Origin of the sequence: Kluyvera sp. CHPC 1.251, assembly GCF_036759945.1 — a bacterium.
In the GTDB taxonomy this organism is placed as follows: Bacteria; Pseudomonadota; Gammaproteobacteria; order Enterobacterales; family Enterobacteriaceae; genus Kluyvera; species Kluyvera sichuanensis.
In genome coordinates, this window is record NZ_JAPKIC010000004.1 from 38,862 (window position 1) to 59,855 (window position 20,994).

The following is a 20,994-nucleotide window of genomic DNA, read 5'->3' on the forward strand; positions in this document are numbered from 1 at the left end:
CCGCCGGGCTACACCAGCGCTATCTCCGCCGTAAAATGCATCTCCTCTCCCGCCCTCAGCAACACTAACCCCGGCTGTCCTTCCATCGAGTGCGCATCGACCGGATGGGTTTGCGGTTCAAGACAGACAAACGCTTCGCCTGGTGGGTGATACAGCATCAGCCAGGGCGTACGGGCCGTCAGCTGCACCGTCATGTCAGATCGTCGTAGCGTCGCCACGCCACCCCAGCCCGAATAGCCGACATTTTGCCAGCGGTCGGCGACCGGCATAGGTCGGTTAAAGTCGGCATCTTCAGGCAGCACAGGCTGCCATCGTTCAGGCAAATGCTGTTCCCCTTCTGGCCAGTAGCCAGCGGAAGAGAACGTCAGCGTCGTGCCGCTATCGAGGGTAAAGAACGGGTGGATCCCCATGCCGTACAGCATCGGTTTGGCCCCGCGATGGCGCAGAGTTATCGCCACCCGCAAACGCGCGCCCACCAGCGTATAGCTCAACTCGGCCTGATAATCGAAGCCGCCGCGGTGCCGCTGGCTCAGGGTCATCACGCAGCGTTGCGCCGTCTGTGATGCCACCGTCCAGCGGCTTACCCAGCCGTCGCCATGCAGGAAGAAGTCGTTATCCACCGGAGAGTCCGGCAGCGTTATCCGCTCTCCCGCCAGGCTAAAGCGATTATCGCGTACCCGGTTCGCCACGGGGAGCATAGGAAACAGCGCCACATCATCCGGCCGCGCTCCCTTCCCTGCGCGCAGCAGCGGCTGGCCGTCAGCCACCCGCTCCAGGCTCAGCACAGCGCCACCTTGCGGGGTAATGCGCATCCGCAGATGCGCATTCTCAAGCAGCAATTCGGTCATCAGTGCGCCCGACCGGTGTTGGCTGCCGTTGCGCTTTTCTGGTGGCTTGCCGCCAGTTGCTCTTCGAGTGCCTCCAGCGTCACGCCTTTCGTCTCAGGCACGTTACGCAGGATGTAGAGATAGCCCAGCGCGCAGATGATGCCATAGAGCGTGAAGCTGCCCGCAGCCCCCAGCCCGGCATTCAGCAGCGGGAAGGTATAGGTCAGCAGGAAACAGGCCACCCACAGCCCCAGCGTTGCCAGCGACATCGCCAGCCCGCGCACGCGGTTAGGAAAAATCTCCGCCAGCAGCACCCAGGTGACCGGCGCCAGCGTCAGAGCGTAGATGGCGATCGCCGCCAGCACCAGCAGCAGCACCGGCCAGCCCATAATACCCAGCGCATAGGCTCCGGCAATCAACGCGTAGATAACCGTTAAGCCGCTCGCGCCCAGCAGCATCAGCTTGCGACGCCCCAGTTTATCCACCAGCGGCAGCGCGGCGATGGTGAAGACCAGGTTGATAATCCCGGTCGCGACTATCGATTTCAGCGTGCCGTTGATATCAAACCCGGCGGAGGCAAAAATCTCCTGTGCATAGTTGAAAATCACGTTGATGCCGCACCACTGCTGGAAGATAGCCAGCACGATGCCCATTATCACTACCGGCTTAACCTGCGGCTGTAACAGCGTAGAGAAAGCAACCCGCTGGCTGTCTTTCGCCAGCGTATGGGCAATATCGTTCAGGGTGCGGCTGGCGTATTCCGGCGAACCAATGCGTTCCAGCATCTGACGGGCGCGGGCCTCTTTTCCGGCCTTCATCAGCCAGCGCGGCGATTCCGGCACGATAAACAGCAGCAGTAAAAAGGCCACCGCCGGCAGAAGCTCCGCGCCAAACATCCAGCGCCAGCCCGTTTGCCCATTCCAGCTTTCCACGATCGCCTGCTGGGTTGCTCCGGCGGCGACCGGTTCAGCAATCAGCAGGTTGACCAGCTGCGCCGCCAGCACGCCAATCACGATAGTCAGCTGGTTGATAGCCACAAAGCGACCGCGTTTTTCCGCCGGGCTTACTTCAGCGATATAGAGCGGGCTGAGCGCAGAGGTGAGCCCAATCCCGACACCGCCGACGATGCGATACACCACAAACATGTCAAAGTTGCTGGCCATCGCCGTTCCCCACGCCGACGCGCTGAAGAGAATGGCTGCCAGAATGAGCGGCAGACGGCGACCAAATTTGTCGGCACACCAGCCCGAGATCAGCGCGCCGAGCACACAACCCACCAGAGCCGAGCTCATCGCCCAGCCGGACTGCGCCGGGTCGGTGATATTAAAATAAGCTTCGTAGAACGGCTTCGCACCGCCGATCACCACCCAGTCATAGCCAAATAGCAACCCACCGCAGGCGGCGACCAGGCAGATGGTCCAGACATACCCCATTTTTAATTCGGTAGCTTTCATGTTGATTTCCTCAGTCGGAAAACGCAGGGTCAGAGTGGCGGGTGGCTCATGCCACCCGCTGTTATGTTATGGCAACAGCTCGCGTTTCAGCACATGGCGGAACAGGTGTGCTTTGTCGTGAGCCGGGTTCAGCGCCAGCAGGCAGGTCAGCAATTCACTGGCGCGTTCACGTTCTCCCAGCCCCAGCCAGCCCAGCGCCTCAATAAACAGGCAGTGCTGCTGATGCTGCTGGCGACTATCGCTATCCAGCGCCACCAGGTCCGGCAAGGATACCGCGAAGAAATCACTCTCCGGCGCAGTATCACGATTTGCTTCAGCCCAACGGATAAAGCTGCGGAAATGCGCGTCAGCCCCGGCGTTATCGCCGAGAACCCGACGCGCCATCCCCTGCCAGAAGAGGTAGTCGGCAGGCTGGTCGTTGTAGTAACGCCCTGCCTCCAGTACCGACTCGCCGTCACGGGCACGGCTGAAGTAGTACCGCGCCTGTTCGTGCTGGCCCATCTGAGAGGCATAGACACCCAGCAGATACCAGATGTCGTTATCCGTTTGCCCCGGCAGGCGACCTTCTCCCAGGTTATGCGGATAGTGCAGTGCAGCTTCCAGTAGTGCAGTGGCCTTGTTAGGATCGTTCTGCGCTAACGCACGATGCATCTGATTCAGCAAATACTGGCCGGTAACCTTCCCCTCACCGCCTTCCCACGGATGGAAGACTCGGTCGCGCAATACATCAGCGGCAGCATCATAATCACCGTGGGCATGCCACAGGCTGAGCAGTTCGGCGGTCAGATCGTCGCGGCGGAAGACCACGTTCAGGCGGTCATTGAGTCGAGCCAGGCGGGTCTCGACGCTTTCTGCGTTCAGCTTCGCAAGACAGTCCAGCTCAAACAGGAAGCGCGCATTCTCAGGTTCCAGCGCCACCGCCTGCGCCAGACTTTGCGCCGCGGCATCGGCATCGTGCTGTTTGTTCCACTGCCAGATACCCAGCAGACGGTGAGCTGGGGCAAAGGTCGGTTCCAGCGTCAGGGTTTGCTTCCAGCAGGCGACGGCTTCGTCGTAACGACGTTTGCTGTACCAGAAGCAGCCCAGCAGCCAGATAGCAAAAGGTGAGTCCTGAAGCTGTTGCAGCATCTGCACTTCGTCCAGGGTATTGGGGAAGCGCACCCGCAGAGCAAAGGCCTGCCGGGCCCGTTGCAGATTGGCGGCACGATCGTCACCCAGCGCCGCGCGCCACAGCAGCGGCAGCGTCTCCTGGCTGTCGAGGATGGCCAGCAGCGTTCGCGCGTCTTCGCGCAGGCCCAGCGAGACAAGCCAGCCGGCCAGAATACTGGCGTTGGTTCCGCGCTGCCCCGTCACCTGCAGCAGCGTTTCACGATCGGCAGCATCACCGCGGATCGCAAAGCGCGCATAGTGCAGCGGGTAGCTCAACGGATACTGCGAAAGCTGTTGGGCGATCCAGCGCAGCGCTTCGTCCTCCCGACCGAGACGCGCCAGAACCAGCGCCTTCAGCCCCATCGCCAGGTTGTTGCTGCCGTTAAACAGCAGGCTTTTCTCCACTTTTTCCAGCGCATCAGCATAGTCACCGCGCTTCATCGCCAGCCGCGCCAGCGCCCAGAAGGCCGCATCGCGACAGTTACCGCTCCAGCTCGCTTTGTAATAACTATCCCATGCTGCATCGTCGTTACCCTGACGTTCCAGCGCCGTTGCCAGCAGCCAGCTGGCCTCGCCATCGCGCGGGTTTTTATTCAGACGATGCGCGCGCACCAGCGCGGCTTCCGCGCACTGCTGCGCCTGTCCCCAATCGGCGGCATTCAGCGCCAGCGTACCGAGCGCGACGTTATTGCGATAATCGTGAGGGTCGATAGTCAGCGCCCGGCGGTAGTAGTCCTGCGCATGACGGCTGGCGTGGTTGTACTGCTCAAGGTGCTGGCCGATGAAATAGAGTTCATCCGGGTTATCAAGCGCCTCTGGCTGCGCCGGGGCTTGTGCCGCATCCGGCAGCGGGGTCTCCTGCGGGATATGCTCGTCATAGCGCAACAGCGTGGTTCCGGTGGCATCCAGCACCGCCAGCGATAAACGTTGTGGCCCCGGCGATGGCAGCGTCTGCTGCCAGCTTTCCCCCGGCGTTAACGAGATAACGGTCTCCCATTGCGGTTCGCCCTCGGCCGTCAGCACAACGCTGACTTCATGGAGCGGCGCCACGGCGTAGACGCCCAGCGTGACGCTGTCGTCACTGCGTTCCAGTTTGATTGCCAGCGTAGTGCTGGCGTTGTGCACCCGCCCCAATTCGCCATACGGCAGGAAGTTCTGCACAAAGACCTTCTCTTCGAACGGGGCCAGCCAGGTGAAGTCTGGCTGATTATCGGTGTAGACCCCGGTCATCAGTTCGATATACGGGCCGTTCTCATCGGTCAGATTACGATCCCAGGCCTGGCCAAAATCGCCATAGCCCCAGCTCCACTGTTTTTTGCCCGGTGAGACATGATGGTCTGCAACGTGCAGCAGCCCGCCATGCTCGCCGTGATGGTAGGCGCCGACAAAGTCATAGTCTGATTTTTCCGCCATATAGGAGGTCGGTACCGGCACGTTTTTATAGCGTGAGATATCCACGCCAGCGGAGTAGTCCACCTTGTAGTACGTACCGGTGGCGATAGGGAATGCCGATACGGCGCGCTTGCCGTGGTCGAAAACGGCGGTCACGTCCGGTGGGAAGATGCTCTGGTGATCGTCGCCGCCCTTCACCGCCGGGTTAGCCCACCAGAGGAAATGACGCGGGGTGGCGTTGCCGTTAAAGACCTTGCCCGTAATTTCAATGAGCGCCCGGTCCGGATAGAGCGTGAAGCCCGCCATCACCTGCAGACCACGCATCGGCTCCACTTCGCCCATCCATACCGTCTGTTCGCCCTGTTTGCCCGCCTGGATAGTGACGTCAACCGGCATAAAGGTGGTCGGACGGTGATGCTGCGGCCAGTTAAACTCAATGCCGCCGGAGATCCACGGCCCCAGCAGACCGACCAGCGCCGGTTTCACCACTTCGTTGTAGTAGACAAAGTCACGTTCGCGGACTTTATCGTAGGCGCGATGAATACGCCCGCCGAGTTCCGGTAGTAGCATGACGCGAATGAAATCATTCTCCATCCAGACCGCCCGGTAGTCGCGCATTTCACGCTCACCGGTCAGGGTATCAATCACCCCATAAGGCCAGACCGCGCCGGATGAGCCCTGATAGACGCGCTTTTCGAGAAACATCGGGTTAGGGTCTTCGGCGCCGGTGGTCCATGTCGGGAGGGATACGGTTTCTTGCCAAACCTTCACTGCACTGTACATTCAGCTCTCCACTAAATAAATTGAAGTGAAATGGGGGAATGACAGCATTCTGGCTGAGCATGTCGCGGTTAAAATGCGCAATGCTCACGCAATACAGTTAAGGGAGTTAAGTAAATGTTACGAACCGGTTTTAATAATGCCCGAGTCAGGCAGACCAACAAGCAGGTATTTCTTGGTCACTTGTGGCGCGAAAAACAGCTCAGTAAGTCCCGGCTGGCGCAGATAACCGGGCTGTCTATCCCGGCGGTCAGCAATATTCTGCAGGAGCTGCTGGATGAAGGCCGTATTACCCATTCGCGGGAAAACCTCAGCCAGCGCGGGCTCAACAGCGGCAGCTTTCAGATCCCCACCGACGGGGCCTGGTCGCTGTGTATGAACGTATCGCCTACCCATATCAGCAGCCAACTCGCCGATAGCCGTCTTCTCCCCATCGGTGACGTGCAGCACGAAACCATTAGCGCCCCGCAGCCCGCCGCGCTGATTAGCGCCATTGCGGCACACTGGCGGCGGTATAGAAAGCAGTACCCTCAGGCCACCATTAACCTGGCGCTTGGCGTGCATGGCCAGGTCGACCCGGTGACCGGGGTTTCGCAAACCATGCCGCAGGCACCGTGGAAAGCGCCGCTGGAAATCCGCTATCTACTCGAAGAGCAGTTGGGCATACAGGTGCGCCTGGATAACGACTGTGTGATGCTGGCGCTAGCGGAGAAATGGCAAAACCCGGCGGCGCTGGAAGATTTCTGCGTGATTAACGTCGACTACGGCATTGGTTCATCGTTCGTGATTAACGACAGGATTTGGCGCGGCAGCCTGTATGGTTCGGGGCAAATTGGTCACACCATCATCAACCCCGACGGGATGGCCTGTGACTGCGGTCGCTACGGCTGTCTTGAGACGGTGGCGTCATTAAGTGCGTTGAAAAAGCAGGCCCGTATCTGGCTGAAATCCCGCCCCGGTAACCAGAATCTCGACCCTGATAATCTCACCACCGGTCAGTTAATCGATGCCTGGCGGCGCGGGGAAGGCCCGGTACGGGCGTGGGTGGAAAACGCGGCTAGCGCCATCGGGTTGAGCCTTTATAACTTTCTGAACATTCTCAATATTAATCAAATCTGGCTGTATGGTCGAAGCTGCGCCTTTGGCGAACCCTGGCTGAACACCATTATCCGTCAGACCGGGTTTAACCCTTTCGATCACGGCGATACGCCAAAAATTAAGGCCACACAGATTGGATTCGGTCAGCTGACCCCAGGGCAGCAACTACTGGGAAGCGGCTACCTCTACGTCGAGGCGTTGTTGAGTGAGGTTTAACCTACGCAATGAGGGTCGGCCTTCTCCCTCTCCCTTTCAGGGAGAGGGTCGGGGTGAGGGTAATAACTTGTGAATTAATCAGCATCTTTCCCCTCACCCTAACCCTCTCCCCAAAGGGGCGAGGGAACCGTCCGCGCGCTTTCTCAGTTTGTCATCAGTCTGAAGCGGCGTCTAAGCTCCGCATTTTCATGACCTTCACCAAAGATTTAAATTTCTTTCAGCAGTTTGGCCACAAACGCCGGCACCACTTCGCTTGCCAGACCATAGTGCTTCTCTTCAAACTCACTGCCGACCTGGCTTGGCTCAAGGTTCAGCTCAACGGTGTGCGCACCGTGCAGCTTCGCTTCGTGAACAAAACCCGCCGCCGGATAGACATGCCCTGACGTGCCGATGGCGATAAAGATATCCGCCCTCGCCAGCGCCATGTAGATATGGTCCATCTCAAACGGCATTTCGCCAAACCAGACGATATGCGGGCGCAGCGGTGCCGGGAACTGACAGCAGTGGCAGCGATCGTCAACGGTCAGATCGCCCGGCCAGTCGAAGACCTGGCCGCTTTGGGTGCAGCGCACCTTCAGCAGTTCACCGTGCATGTGCAGCACGTTTTTGTTGCCCGCGCGTTCATGCAGATTGTCGATGTTCTGCGTCACCACCAGCACGTTCTCGCCCAGCGCCTCTTCCAGCCTTGCCAGCGCCAGATGCGCTGGGTTCGGCGCAATTTCCGCCTGCTGTAGCTGACGGCGACGTTCGTTGTAGAAGCGCTGCACCAGCTCAGGATCGCGGTGGTAGCCTTCCGGCGTCGCCACATCCTCAACCCGATGCTCTTCCCAAAGCCCGTCCGCCGCGCGGAAGGTCCGAATGCCCGACTCCGCCGAAATGCCTGCGCCCGTCAGTACGACCACTCTTGGTTTATCCATCTCTTCTGGCATCACCCTGTCCGTAAAGAAAATTCGCTGGCGCAGACGCTGGCGCAGCTGACGTTTATTCCGACGAAAACGGCTCAATCGATGTAAGCGGCGCGACTGCATATCTACTCCATGTTAGTTGGTCAGATGAAGGAACGCCGCGCCGCGCATCCCCCCTGCATCACCGTGGCGAGCGCGCTCAATGCGCGGCGTACGGGCTACAGGCAGTAAATGACGCGGTAAGCGGTGCGCTAGTCCATCGGCGATCGCTGTAAAATTAGATAACCCACCGCCGAGCACCACCAGATCCGGGTCGACGATAGTCAGGATGTTGCCAAGGCACACCGCAAGCAGATCCAGATAGCGTTCAACGTGCTCACGCGCGTTAGGATCCCCTTGCTGCCAGAGGGCAACAATTTCCGGTGAGGTCAACGGCTGCTGATAAAAGTGCTCGTACAGCCACGCAAAACCACGACCGGATAAATAGTTTTCAATGCAGCCGGACTGGCCGCAGCCGCAGCGGGTAAGCGGAAAATCACGCCCCACGACCTCCAGCGCATCCACCGGCAGGCGAATATGGCCAAACTCGCCGGTGATATAGCTATGACCGGTAATCGATTTACCGTTCAGGACGATACCGCCGCCAACGCCAGTGCCGAGAATCAGCCCCATCACCAGCGGATACTGGGTGAACTCGTCGTCCCAGGCTTCGGAAATCGCGAAGCAGTTGGCATCGTTATCCAGACGGACGTCGCGATCGAGCAGACGACTTAAGTCTGCGCGCAGTGGTTTGCCGCTGGCCGCCGGGACGTTGGCCGCGTACAGCAAACCACCTTCGGTTTCCGGCATACCGGGGATACCTATCCCCACCGTACCCCGACAGTCAAAGCGTTCGTCGGCCTCTTTTACCAGCGCGGTGACCGCGTTAAGAAAACTTTCATAGCTCTCTTTCGGCGTGGGAACGCGAGTTTCCCACCGTAGCTGGCGCGATGAATCAAATACGCCAAGTGCAATCTTGCTGCCGCCAATGTCAAATCCGTAATGCATCATTGTTCATTCCTCTAACTGACGCGCGCAGCAGCAAGGCCACACGGTCAGGACGTCAAATTACTGGCCACTCAGCACCCTCGCAGGGTCGATTCGGCTGGCGCGACGGGCGGGATACCAGCTCGCCAGCAGACTCAGCAACAGTGCCGTGACCAGCACATAAACGACATCCAGCCAGTGCAGTTCAGACGGCAGGAAGTCGATAAAATAGATGTCGCCAGATAAGAACTGGTGACCAATAAGTTTTTCAATCACGTTGATAATGTTGGTCAGGTACAGGGAGCCAAGCACCCCAATGACCACGCCACACACGCTGCCCAACAGACCCGCCAATAAACCATACCACACGAAAATGGCGCGAATCAGCCCGTCTTTGGCGCCCAGTGTGCGCAGCACCGCAATATCGCTGCTTTTATCTTTCACCGCCATCACCAGCGTGGAGACGATGTTAAAGCAGGCCACGCCAATCACCAGCACCATCGCCAGATACATGATGGCGCGGATCATCTGGATGTCGCGGTACATATAGCCGTAGGTGCCGATCCAGCTTTTGATGTAGACGTAATTGTTGGTCACTTCGCCTGCGTCACGCACCAGCTTGTTAGCGTTAAAGACGTCGTTCACCTTGATGGCGATACCGGAGATGCTATCGCCCATATCAAGATACTGCTGGGCATCCTGCATCGGGATCATCGCAAAGCTGTGGTCGAGCTGGCCGCTCAACTGCAGAATCCCCGTCACGTGCAGGCGCACGCGTTTTGGCTGCAGCAGCTTATGTTCCGGGTTCGAGTTCGGGATCATGATAGAAACCCAGTCTCCCGCCTTCACCTTCAGCGCATCGGCCACGCCTTTGCCGAGAATAATCTGCTGCTCACCGGCTTTAAAATTAGCCCATGCGTCAGCCTGGATAAAACGCGGCAGCGCGCTAAGCTTGCTCTCCTGCACCGGGTCAACGCCCTTCACCTGAATGGCGCGCAGGTTGCTGCCGCTCTCGACCAGGCCGGTAAAGTTGATGTACGGCGCCGCGGCTTCAATACCTTTCACCGCTTCCACTTTTGGCAGCACGTTCTGCCAGTGATTCCACGGCTGGTTCACCGCTTCAATTTCACCGTGCGGCACCACCGCCAGAATGCGGTTGTTTAGCTCGCGCTCAAAACCGTTCATGGCGCTGAGGCCAACGATCAGCACCGCTACGCCCAGCGCAATGCCAACCGTCGAGATAACGGAAATCAGCGACACCATGCCGCCGCGCCGACGGCCGCGGCTAAAGCGCAGGCCGATCAGTAACGAGAGGGACGGAGCCATTAATGCGCTCCCATCAGGGTCAGTTGGTCGCTCAGGTGACCATCGCGCATTTCAAGCTGACGGCCCATCCGTTTCGCCAGTTGAAGATCGTGCGTCACCACCAGGAAGGCGGTGCCCTGCGACTGATTCAATTCACCCAGCAGTTTGAAGATGCTGTCGGCGTTTTTCGCATCCAGGTTACCGGTCGGTTCATCGGCCAGTACCAGGCGCGGGTTATTCACCAGCGCACGGGCAATCGCCACGCGCTGACGTTCGCCGCCGGAAAGCTCCGATGGACGGTGGCTCGCGCGATGTTCGAGCCCTACTGCTTTCAACATTTCCAGCGCGCGGGTGGTGATTTCAGCCGTTTTCTTCTTGCCAATCAGCAGCGGCATCGCCACGTTTTCCAGCGCGGTAAAGTCCGGCAGCAGATGGTGGAACTGGTAGATAAAACCAAGCTTCTGGTTACGCAGTTCAGCTTTCGCCGCCGAAGAGAGCTTACTCATCGGCTGACCGCTGAAAATCACGTCGCCGGTGGTGGGCGTATCCAGCCCACCAAGCAGGTGCAGCAGCGTACTTTTACCGGAGCCGGAGGTGCCGACAATCGCCATCATTTCGCCTTCGCCAATGCTGAAGCTGACATTGTGCAGAACGTCGGTTTGCACATTGCCTTCCTGATAGCGTTTGCACAGGTTGTCGCATTGCAACAGGATCTTATTCATAACGTAAAGCCTCAGCGGGTTGAGTGGCGGCAGCGCGCCAGGAAGGGTAAAGCGTCGACAGCAGCGCCAGGGCCATCGCCACCAGCGCAATCACGATAACCTGCAGCGGCTCGATGGCAACCGGCAGCGCCGCACCGTCGAGGAACGCGCCGATAATCGGCATTAAATTGTTGAGCTGGCTGGCCAGCAGCACACCAAGCACCGCTCCTAACAGCGCGCCAATAATGCCCGCGCTGGCGCCTTGCACCATAAAGACGGTGAGGATCTGCCGCGGCGTCAGCCCTTGGGTTTGCAGAATGGCGACTTCGCCCTGCTTCTCCATGACCATCAGCCCCAGCGACGTGATGATGTTAAACGCGGCAACGGCGACGATCAGGCTCAGCAGCAGCCCCATCATATTCTTTTCCATGCGCACGGCCTGGAACAGCTCGCCTTTACGCTCGCGCCAGTCCTGCCATTTGGTGCCCTGCGGTAGCGTTTGCTGGCTCAGAGTATCCACCTGCAGCGGTTTATCCAGCCACAGACGCCAGCCGGTAATATTCCCTAACGGGTAGAGCATCAGGCGGGAGGCATCCTGAATATTGACCAGCATCTGGTAACCGTCGACCTCGCTGTTAGCAGCAAAGGTACCAATCACCGTGAACAGGCGCTGGCTAGGCAGACGGCCCATCGGCGTAAACTGGCTGGCAGAAGGCACCATCACGCGAATCTGATCGCCACGGTTCACCCCGAGCTGCCCGGCAAGCTGCTCGCCGAGAATCACGTTATATTTTCCGGCGGTGAGATCGGTCTGTTTAACATTGACCAGGTACGGCGTAAGCGGATCTTTTTGCGCCGGGTCGATCCCCAGCATCACCCCGACCGAAACGCTGCGTGCGCTTTGCAGCACCACGTCACCAGTGGTGAGTGGCGCGACGCGCGTCACGCCCTGGAGCTTCGCGCTCTGTTCCGGGTGCTGTTGCGGGTTGAGGGAGCCCTGTTCGGCCGTCAGAATGGCCTGCGGCATCAGCCCCAGGATGTTGTTTTGCAGCTCGCGTTCAAAGCCGTTCATCACCGAAAGCACGGTGACCAGCGCCATCACGCCAAGCGTGATGCCGATAGTCGACAGCCAGGAAACAAAGCGACCGAAGCGGTCCGCTGCTCGCCCACGCATGTAGCGCAGGCCGATAAATAGTGCGACAGGTTGGTACATGTAATCCGTCTGGTTGCTGAAAGCAGATGCACGAGTATATAAGCGAAAGCAGGATGGGTAAATGACTGAACCGTAAGCGCAAGGCTGACATTCGCTGACGAAAGGACGCAAACATTGAAATTTTGGCCGTCACGGACAATAGTGATGTTTTCCCTTTATTTGCGAATTCATGATGATCCGCACCGTAAATCCTCTGCTGTTATCCGCAGGTGCTGCCCTTCTGGCGCTGTTCCTGATTTATACCGGCGTGAGCGCCGCTGAAAAAGTGACCTGGCTGATGGAGGTCACCCCGGTGATTATCGTCGTACCGCTGCTGCTGTTGACGGCGAAACGCTATCCCCTCACCCCACTGCTTTACACGCTGATTTTCTTTCACGCCATCATTCTGATGGTTGGGGGGCAGTACACTTACGCTAAGGTGCCGATTGGCTTTGACGTGCAGGCCTGGCTTGACCTTAGCCGTAACCCGTACGACAAACTGGGGCATTTTTTCCAGGGGCTGGTGCCGGCGCTGGCGACGCGCGAAATTCTGCTGCGTGGGCACATTGTACGCGGGCGTAAGATGCTGGCATTTCTGGTCTGCTGCGTGGCGCTCGCGATCAGTGCGACCTACGAGTTGATTGAGTGGTGGGCAGCGCTGGCAATGGGGCAAGGTGCGGATGATTTTCTCGGCACCCAGGGCGACCCGTGGGATACGCAATCGGATATGTTCTGCGCCCTTCTGGGAGCGCTGACAACGGTTATCGTGCTGGCCCGTTGGCACTGTCGACAGCTAAAAGCTGCCGGATGGCGCTAACGCCATCCGGCAATCCTCACAATACGCCCTACCCGCGTCGGAACTTGATAATCAAAATCGGCATGGCGAACACCAGCGTCATCAAATTCGCCATGCTGACCGCCGTATCTTCAATCATCACGCCGTAAATCAGCCACATTATTAGTCCGCAAACGAACATAATGTACATCAGGCCGGAGATCCCCTGGGTGTTACGGGTGGCGATCACCTTAATAGCCTGCGGTAAGAACGACAGCGTCGTCAGGCATGCGGCCGCATAGCCAATCCAGGAGGCCCACTCCATGATTACGCCTGCGCATCGCGAGTGACGGCAATCGGCCTTACCGGCGTGTCTTGCGGTTCGGCGGGCGTCGGCACTTTGCGGTATTTATCCAGAAGGTGAATCTGAATTCTACGCAACTGGTCGCCGTTCAAGCGGTAGTAGCGGAAATAGAGCACCAGGGTAATCGCAAAGAACACGACAGGCAGCACAATCATAATGAACTGCATGCCAAGTACGGTTTCGGCAGACTGGGCAACGTTCGGCGTATAGCCAATCACCCCGAGCACCACCGCGATAAAGAAAGCAGCAAACGCCGACCCGCCTTTCACCACCATCGTTTGCACAGCGTAAGCAATGCTCTCGCAGCGAACGTTAAATTTGTACTCACCGTAATCGACGGTATCCGCCACCATAATCACCTGCAGTACCCAGAACAGCGCGGTGCCTATATTCAGGAAAATCCCCGCAAGGCAGATAACCCACACGTTTGCCGAACCCGCCAGCGCCATCAGCAACAGCACGCCACCGCTGACCATCGGTAGAAGTGACGCCCCCGCCCACAGCACCCGCCGCGACAGCGCCTTCGCCAGACGCGGGAACAGCACCAGTGTTAGCAGGTTAGCCGCCCCGGCATAGGAGAGGTAGTACGGGAACAGATCCGCATCGCCAACCACATAGGTGAAATAGTAAATGGCAAAGCCGGTGATGATATTCGACGCCACGTTGTAGGCCAGCGCCATCCCCAACAGGCAGGTGAGCTGATCGTTTTTGTAGATGAGGGCGAGAATGGATTTCAGCGACAGACGGCTGCTGTCCGCAGTAGCATCGCTGTCTGATGAGAAGACTTCATGAACATTACGCAGCGTGACAATCGTTGAGACGATAAAGAATGCGATCAGCACCAACGTGAACATCTGGAAGCCAAATCCGCGGTCCGCTCCGCCCACGTAGTTCACGAACGGCAGCGTTATCCCGGCGGTCACAAACCCGGCGAGGCTGGCAAAAAAGCGCGGGAACGGCACCAACTGTTCGCGTTCGCGCTTATCCAGGGTGATGGTGGGCACCAGCGACCAGAACGGAATATCCATTAAGGTATAGGTCGTTCCCCACAGGATGTAGGTGATGCAGACGAATACCACCTGCGTGGTGCCTTCAAACAGGTGGGCGCTGAACAGTAAAAACAGCACTAGCGAGTTCGCCAGCGTGCCGAGCAGGATCCAAGGCTTAAATTTTCCCCACCGCGTGCGCGTCGCGTTCACAACCCAGCCCATGATCGGGTCATTGAACGCATTCCAGATTTTGGCCACCAGAAACAGCGTGCCCACAAGGCCTACCGATAATCCCACCACATCGGTGTAGTAGTACATCAGGTACATGTAGACGATACCGATGGCGAAATCCTTACCAAACGCACCGAATCCGTAACTGAGTTTTGTTGTCAGAGAGATGCTCATAGGGTACCGGGTCGCTGTTACCAGCGCCCGCCTTCTGATATTAGAGAGGTAAGCGCCGGGTCTTACGCCCGGCGCAGTTGGGCTTAACGATGCAGCCAGGCCGGGAGCCAATCGCCATGCGAGGCAATCAGGTCATCCACCAGCGCATAAATCTCTTCAATGCCCAGCACCGCGGCGGTATGCGGGTCCATCAGCGCCGCGTGGTAAACGCGATCGCGGTTTTCGGTCAGAATCGCTTCGGTCAGCAGTGTTTGTACGTTGATATTGGTTTGCATCATAGCCGCCAGATGCGACGGAATCGTGCCCACTTTGGTTGGCTGGATGCCGTTGGCATCCACCAGACACGCCACCTCAACGCAGCTGCCCTGCGGCAGGTTATCGATAAGCCCGTCGTTACGGACGTTGCCGTAAATCACGCTCGGCTCGCCGGTCCAGATAGCATTCATAATGGTGCTGGCGTATTCACGGGACGGTTTAATATCGATGCGGTCGGCGGTTTTGTACTCTTCCAGCTCTTTATGCCAGTTCGCCAGTTGCTCGACGCAACGTTTTGGATACTCGTCCAGCGGCACCTTATAGCGTTCAATGAGATCTTCACGCCCCGGTTTGATAAACCACGGGGTGTATTCTGCGAAGTGCTCCGACGACTCGGTGACGAAATAGCCCAGCTTTTTAAACATCTCATAGCGTACGATATTCTGGCAGCGTTCATTGCCGTGGATATTCGGTTTTGGCGTCTGCCCCGCGTCATAGGCGGCCAGCAGTTCCGGATAGAGGTTCACATAGCGGCCGTCGGCGGTTTTACGCTCCAGCTCCAGGTAGAACGCCATATGGTTAATCCCGGCGCTACGGTAGCGCAGCGTGGCAGGGTCGATATTCAGGTCACGCGCCAGCTCTTCCGCCGTACCCTGCACGGAATGACACAGCCCTACCTGCTTAATGTGCGGGTAGCGGGCGTACATAGCCCAGGTGTTCATCGCCATCGGGTTAACGTAGTTAAGCATGGTGGCGTCAGGACAGACTTCAGTCATGTCGTCGCAAATTTGCCACAGGTGCGGGATGGTACGCAGCGCACGCATAATGCCGCCGGGGCCGAGGGTATCGGCAATAGTCTGCTCCAGCCCGTGGCGTTTGCAGACCTCAAAATCGGTCACGGTACATGGCTCATAGCCGCCAATCTGGAAGGCGACCACCACAAAATCAGCCCCCTGAAGCGCCGCTTTGCGGTCGGTATGACAGGTGATATGGCCGGATGCACCGGCAGAATCCATCAGTTTGCGCACCACAATGTGCGACTCTTCAAGGCGCGTCTCGTCGATATCCATCAGGGCGATATGCGCTGATTTAAGCGCCTCGCGATGAAAAACATCGCCCAGGATATTTTTAACAAAAATGGTCGAACCCGCGCCGATAAAGGTAATCTTTGGTGCTGTCATCATGACTCTCCAGAAACAGTAGTGAACGCCTTTATCGTGGCACGCGCCCTGGATGAAAACCTCCGTCTTCCCTGATGAGCATTCCCGGAAACTCAGATCTGATGCCACTCACAACAAGATCTGAGTTTTTGGGAGTAAATTGACTAAAAAGCAGAGTATCCGGCCTGCTAATCAGGCTAGTATCTGTTGTAGCACCCGCGTTTGAATCTGCCCTGCCGGCATGATTCTGATATTTCAGGAAACGGAGTTACCATGAGCGACGAGCCAATCACCTTTCTGCCCCGCGATCCGCATATGTGCAACGGCGATGAAAAGCAGACCCGTAGCCCACTGTCGCTCTATTCCGAATATCAGCGCATGGACATTGAACTGCGTCGGCCGCACGCCATGCCTGCTAGCCACTGGCACGGTCAGGTGGAGGTCAACGTGCCGTTTGACGGCGACGTGGAGTATCTGATTAACAACGAAGTGGTACAGATAAAACAGGGGCACATCACCCTGTTCTGGGCCTGTACTCCGCATCAGCTGACGCGGCCGGGCGACTGTCGGCAGATGGCGATTTTCAGCCTGCCGATGCACCAGTTTCTCTCCTGGCCGCTGGACCGGGAGCTGATTAACCACGTCACCCACGGCATGGTGGTGCAATCGCTAGCGACCCAGCAGCTCAGTACCTTTGAAGTGCTACGCTGGCAGCAGGAGGCCTACAGCCCGAATGAACAGATTCGCCAACTGGCGATCGATGAGATCGGTCTGATGCTCAAACGCTTTAGCCTCTCCGGCTGGCAACCCATCCTGCTTAACAAAACCTCGCGTACCCACAAGAACAGCGTCTCACGTCACGCCCAGTTTTACGTCAGCCAGATGCTGGGTTTTATTGCCGATAACTACGATCAGGCGCTGACCATCAACGACGTGGCGGATCATGTTAAGCTCAACGCCAACTATGCGATGGGCATTTTTCAACGCGTGATGCAGCTCACCTTAAAGCAGTACATCACCGCCATGCGCATTAACCACGTACGCGCCCTGCTGAGCGACACCGACAAAACCATCCTTGATGTGGCGATGACGGCGGGCTTCCGCTCCAGCAGCCGCTTCTACAGTACCTTCAGTCGCTACGTCGGCATGTCACCGCAGCAGTACCGCAAGCTAAGCCAGCAGAAGCGACAAACTCTCTGATCCGCCGGATTCATCATTTTATGCGGTTGCACTCCCGCCGCCATCACGGATAATAAGTACAGCAAATTTATATTATTACCGTGAAAACACGGCTTTCTGGAGAACGTGCGCCGACTATGCCTGAACATGCCCGTTACGACCTACCGAGTAAACCTGGCGACCAGCGCCAGCTTGGCGAACTGACCGGTGCCGCCTGCGCGACGCTGGTAGCAGAGATTGCTGAACGTCACGCAGGCCCGGTGATCCTTATTGCCCCGGATATGCAAAATGCGCTGCGACTGCACGACGAAATCGGCCAGTTCACCGACAATCTGGTGATGAATCTCGCCGACTGGGAAACGCTGCCTTACGACAGCTTCTCCCCGCATCAGGACATTATCTCCTCACGCCTGTCGACGCTTTACCAGCTGCCAACCATGCAGCGCGGCGTCCTGATTGTGCCGGTCAACACGCTGATGCAACGCGTCTGCCCACACAGTTTCCTGCACGGCCACGCGCTGGTGATGAAAAAAGGCCAACGCCTGTCACGTGATGCGCTGCGTAACCAACTCGAAAGCGCGGGCTACCGCCATGTTGATCAAGTGATGGAGCACGGAGAGTACGCCACCCGCGGCGCGCTGCTTGACCTCTATCCGATGGGCAGCGAGCAGCCTTACCGCCTCGACTTCTTCGACGATGAAATCGACAGCCTGCGCGTCTTCGACGTTGACAGCCAGCGTACGCTCGAAGAAGTGGACGCCATTAACCTGCTGCCGGCGCACGAATTCCCGACCGATAAAACCGCTATCGAACTGTTCCGCAGCCAATGGCGCGATAAGTTCGACGTCAAGCGCGATGCCGAGCATATCTATCAGCAGGTCAGCAAAGGCACGCTGCCCGCCGGTATTGAATACTGGCAGCCTCTGTTCTTCAGCGAACCGCTGCCGCCGCTGTTCAGCTACTTCCCGGCCAATACGCTGCTGGTTAATACCGGTGATATCGACGCCAGCGCGAACCGCTTCCAGGCCGATACTCAGGCACGATTTGAAAATCGCGGTGTCGACCCGATGCGTCCGCTGCTGCCGCCTGCCCAACTTTGGCTGAAAACGGATGAACTAAACAGCGAGCTGAAAAAATGGCCGCGCATACAGCTCAAAACCGAGAGCCTGCCGAAGAAAGCGGCCAACACCAACCTCGGCTTCCAGCCGCTGCCGGAGCTTGCCGTTCAGGCGCAGAACAAGTCGCCGCTGGAGAACCTGCGTAAGTTTATCGAGTCCTTTACCGGCCCGGTGATTTTCTCGGTAGAGAGTGAGGGGCGTCGTGAAGCGCTGGGTGAACTGCTGGCGCGCATTAAGCTTGCGCCAAAACGCATCCAGCGTCTGGATGAAGCCACCGGCAACAACCGCTATCTGATGATTGGCGCCGCCGAGCATGGTTTTATCGATACCCAGAATAACCTGGCGTTAATCTGCGAAAGCGATCTGCTCGGCGAGCGCGTGGCGCGTCGTCGTCAGGATGCACGTCGCACCATTAACCCGGACACGCTTATCCGCAACCTGGCGGAGCTGCATATTGGCCAGCCAGTGGTCCACCTGGAGCACGGCGTCGGCCGCTATGCCGGGATGACCACGCTGGAAGCAGGCGGTATTACCGGCGAGTATCTGATGCTCACCTACGCCAGCGATGCCAAACTGTACGTACCGGTCTCCTCGCTGCACCTTATCAGCCGCTACGCGGGCGGTGCGGAAGAGAACGCGCCGCTGCATAAGCTGGGCGGCGACGCCTGGACGCGCGCGCGGCAGAAAGCCGCCGAGAAGGTGCGCGACGTGGCGGCCGAGCTGCTGGATATCTATGCCCAGCGCGCGGCCAAAGAGGGCTTTGCCTTCAAACATGACCGCGAACAGTATCAGCTGTTCTGCGATAGCTTCCCGTTTGAGACCACGCCAGACCAGGCGCAGGCGATTAACGCGGTGCTGAGCGACATGTGCCAGCCGCTGGCGATGGACCGTCTGGTGTGCGGCGACGTGGGCTTCGGTAAGACCGAAGTTGCCATGCGCGCTGCCTTCCTCGCCGTCGAAAACCACAAGCAGGTTGCGGTGCTGGTACCGACCACCCTGCTTGCCCAGCAGCACTACGACAACTTCCGCGACCGCTTCGCCAACTGGCCGGTGCGCATCGAGATGCTGTCGCGCTTCCGTAGCGCCAAAGAGCAGACGCAAATTCTTGCCGAAGCCGCCGAGGGTAAAATCGATATTCTGATCGGTACCCACAAGCTACTGCAAAGCGACGTTAAGCTGCGCGACCTGGGCCTGTTGATTGTCGATGAAGAGCACCGCTTTGGCGTGCGCCATAAAGAGCGCATTAAGGCGATGCGCGCCGACGTCGATATTCTGACCCTGACCGCTACCCCGATTCCGCGTACGCTGAACATGGCGATGAGCGGCATGCGCGATCTGTCGATCATTGCTACCCCTCCGGCCCGCCGTCTGGCGGTGAAAACCTTCGTACGCGAGTATGACAGTCTGGTGGTGCGCGAAGCGATTCTGCGTGAAACGCTGCGCGGTGGCCAGGTCTACTACCTGTTCAACGACGTTGAAAACATTCAGAAAGCCGCCGATAAGCTGGCGGAACTGGTGCCGGAAGCGCGTATCGCCATCGGCCACGGCCAGATGCGCGAGCGCGAGCTGGAACGGGTCATGAATGATTTCCACCACCAGCGTTTCAACGTGCTGGTGTGTACCACCATCATTGAAACCGGTATCGACATTCCAACCGCCAATACCATTATCATTGAGCGGGCGGACCACTTCGGCCTGGCCCAGTTGCACCAGCTGCGCGGTCGCGTCGGTCGTTCGCATCACCAGGCCTACGCCTGGCTGCTGACGCCACACCCGAAAGCGATGACCACCGACGCGCAAAAACGTCTGGAAGCCATTGCTTCACTGGAAGACCTCGGCGCGGGCTTTGCGCTGGCCACCCACGACCTCGAAATCCGCGGTGCGGGTGAGCTGCTCGGCGAAGATCAAAGTGGCTCCATGGAGACCATCGGTTTCACGCTGTATATGGAGCTGCTGGAAAATGCCGTCGATGCGCTCAAAGAGGGCCGCGAACCATCGCTGGAGGATTTAACCAGCCAGCAAACCGAAGTCGAACTACGCATGCCGTCGCTGCTGCCGGATGATTTTATTCCTGACGTCAACACCCGCCTGTCGTTCTACAAACGTATCGCCAGCGCCAAGGGCGAGAACGAGCTTGATGAAATCAAGGTTGAGCTGATTGACCGCTTCGGTCTGCTGCCGGACGCCGCGCGCAACCTGCTGGATATCGCCCGTTTACGTCAGCAGGCGCAGAAGCTCGGGATCCGCAAGCTCGAAGGTAATGAGAAAGGCGGCGTGATTGAGTTTGCCGAGAAGAACCACGTTAACCCGACGTGGCTGATTGGCTTACTGCAAAAACAACCGCAGCACTATCGCCTCGATGGCCCGACGCGCCTCAAGTTCTTCCAGGACCTGAGCGAGCGTAAAACGCGCATGGAGTGGGTGCGCCAGTTTATGCGCCAGCTTGAAGAGAACGCGGTCGCCTGAGTGTCATTGCTACAGGCCCGGTAAGCGTAGCGCTGCCGGGCTATTTCCCCCCGCCTCTCCTTCACCACCCTTCACACTCAACTGAAAAAGCGTTTCACTTCTTACCCTTATCCGGCTTACTTTTGTTTACATATGAATAAAAATGCGTATATTTCTCATTTGCATTTGTTTTCAAGTGCGCATTGGCATGCTTTATCAATCGTGGCCATAGAGCTGCGGATCACAACAACACTCGTAA

Annotated in this window: 15 protein-coding genes; 4 read left to right on the forward strand and 11 right to left on the reverse strand. The window is 58.0% G+C overall.

The genetic code is table 11. The features are described 5' to 3' along the window. Positions 1-8: 8 nt before the first annotated feature. From V6940_RS09345 to V6940_RS09355, 3 genes are all read right to left on the reverse strand, one after another. Positions 9-848, reverse strand: coding sequence for an aldose 1-epimerase (locus V6940_RS09345; protein ID WP_333495654.1), 840 nt, complete (start codon positions 846-848; stop codon positions 9-11). After that, positions 848-2,281, reverse strand: coding sequence for a sugar porter family MFS transporter (locus V6940_RS09350; RefSeq protein ID WP_333495655.1), 1,434 nt, complete (start codon positions 2,279-2,281; stop codon positions 848-850). The genes V6940_RS09345 and V6940_RS09350 overlap by 1 nt, the downstream gene beginning before the upstream one ends. Positions 2,282-2,347: 66 nt before the next feature. Further along, the gene (locus tag V6940_RS09355) at positions 2,348-5,605 is read right to left on the reverse strand and encodes a DUF5107 domain-containing protein (protein ID WP_333495656.1); all 3,258 of its coding nucleotides are present in this window, start codon (positions 5,603-5,605) and stop codon (positions 2,348-2,350) included. 114 nt (positions 5,606-5,719) lie between these two features. Between V6940_RS09355 and V6940_RS09360 the strand changes: the two genes are divergently transcribed. Further along, a complete protein-coding gene (locus V6940_RS09360) occupies positions 5,720-6,916 on the forward strand; it encodes an ROK family transcriptional regulator (protein WP_333495657.1) in 1,197 nt (398 codons plus the stop codon). Positions 6,917-7,122: 206 nt separating this feature from the next. On the opposite strand, the gene cobB is transcribed toward V6940_RS09360, so the two are convergent. From cobB to lolC, 5 genes are read right to left on the reverse strand one after another with little or no spacing between them, the layout of a single operon-like run. Next, a complete protein-coding gene (gene cobB / locus V6940_RS09365) occupies positions 7,123-7,944 on the reverse strand; it encodes a Sir2 family NAD+-dependent deacetylase (RefSeq protein ID WP_185666391.1) in 822 nt (273 codons plus the stop codon). A 12-nt stretch (positions 7,945-7,956) separates the two neighbouring features. Then, the gene (nagK, locus tag V6940_RS09370; protein WP_333495907.1) at positions 7,957-8,868 is read right to left on the reverse strand and encodes an N-acetylglucosamine kinase; all 912 of its coding nucleotides are present in this window, start codon (positions 8,866-8,868) and stop codon (positions 7,957-7,959) included. Between the two features lie 60 nt (positions 8,869-8,928). Beyond that, complete coding sequence (lolE, locus tag V6940_RS09375; protein WP_333495658.1) at positions 8,929-10,173, reverse strand: lipoprotein-releasing ABC transporter permease subunit LolE; 1,245 nt, start codon at positions 10,171-10,173, stop codon at positions 8,929-8,931. After that, positions 10,173-10,874, reverse strand: coding sequence for a lipoprotein-releasing ABC transporter ATP-binding protein LolD (gene lolD / locus V6940_RS09380; protein WP_220439555.1), 702 nt, complete (start codon positions 10,872-10,874; stop codon positions 10,173-10,175). The genes lolE and lolD overlap by 1 nt, the downstream gene beginning before the upstream one ends. Continuing rightward, entirely contained in the window at positions 10,867-12,066 is a 1,200-nt protein-coding gene (gene lolC, locus V6940_RS09385) for a lipoprotein-releasing ABC transporter permease subunit LolC (RefSeq protein ID WP_185666394.1), read from the reverse strand. Before lolC ends, lolD begins: the two co-directional genes overlap by 8 nt. A 172-nt stretch (positions 12,067-12,238) precedes the next feature. Between lolC and V6940_RS09390 the strand changes: the two genes are divergently transcribed. Then, complete coding sequence (locus tag V6940_RS09390; protein ID WP_333495659.1) at positions 12,239-12,862, forward strand: DUF2238 domain-containing protein; 624 nt, start codon at positions 12,239-12,241, stop codon at positions 12,860-12,862. Between the two features lie 28 nt (positions 12,863-12,890). Here the strand turns inward: V6940_RS09390 and V6940_RS09395 are convergent, their stop codons facing one another. From V6940_RS09395 to melA, 3 genes are all read right to left on the reverse strand, one after another. Continuing rightward, positions 12,891-13,145, reverse strand: a complete 255-nt coding sequence (locus V6940_RS09395) for a SemiSWEET transporter (RefSeq protein WP_185666395.1) — start codon at positions 13,143-13,145, stop codon at positions 12,891-12,893. A 2-nt stretch (positions 13,146-13,147) separates the two neighbouring features. Continuing rightward, on the reverse strand, positions 13,148-14,578 hold the full coding sequence (melB, locus tag V6940_RS09400) for a melibiose:sodium transporter MelB (RefSeq protein ID WP_333495660.1): 1,431 nt from the start codon (positions 14,576-14,578) through the stop codon (positions 13,148-13,150). Between the two features lie 83 nt (positions 14,579-14,661). After that, positions 14,662-16,017 carry an alpha-galactosidase gene (gene melA / locus V6940_RS09405; RefSeq protein ID WP_333495661.1) on the reverse strand — a complete coding sequence of 452 codons (1,356 nt, stop codon included), beginning with the start codon at positions 16,015-16,017 and terminating at the stop codon, positions 14,662-14,664. A 249-nt stretch (positions 16,018-16,266) separates the two neighbouring features. Here melA and melR point away from each other — a divergent pair, with 249 nt between their 5' ends. Both melR and mfd read left to right on the forward strand, forming a co-directional pair. Beyond that, positions 16,267-17,193 (forward strand): transcriptional regulator MelR, encoded by a 927-nt coding sequence (gene melR, locus V6940_RS09410; protein ID WP_185666400.1) that lies wholly within the window; start codon positions 16,267-16,269, stop codon positions 17,191-17,193. Positions 17,194-17,309: 116 nt separating this feature from the next. Beyond that, positions 17,310-20,756 carry a transcription-repair coupling factor gene (mfd, locus tag V6940_RS09415; RefSeq protein WP_333495662.1) on the forward strand — a complete coding sequence of 1,149 codons (3,447 nt, stop codon included), beginning with the start codon at positions 17,310-17,312 and terminating at the stop codon, positions 20,754-20,756. Positions 20,757-20,994 lie beyond the last annotated feature (238 nt).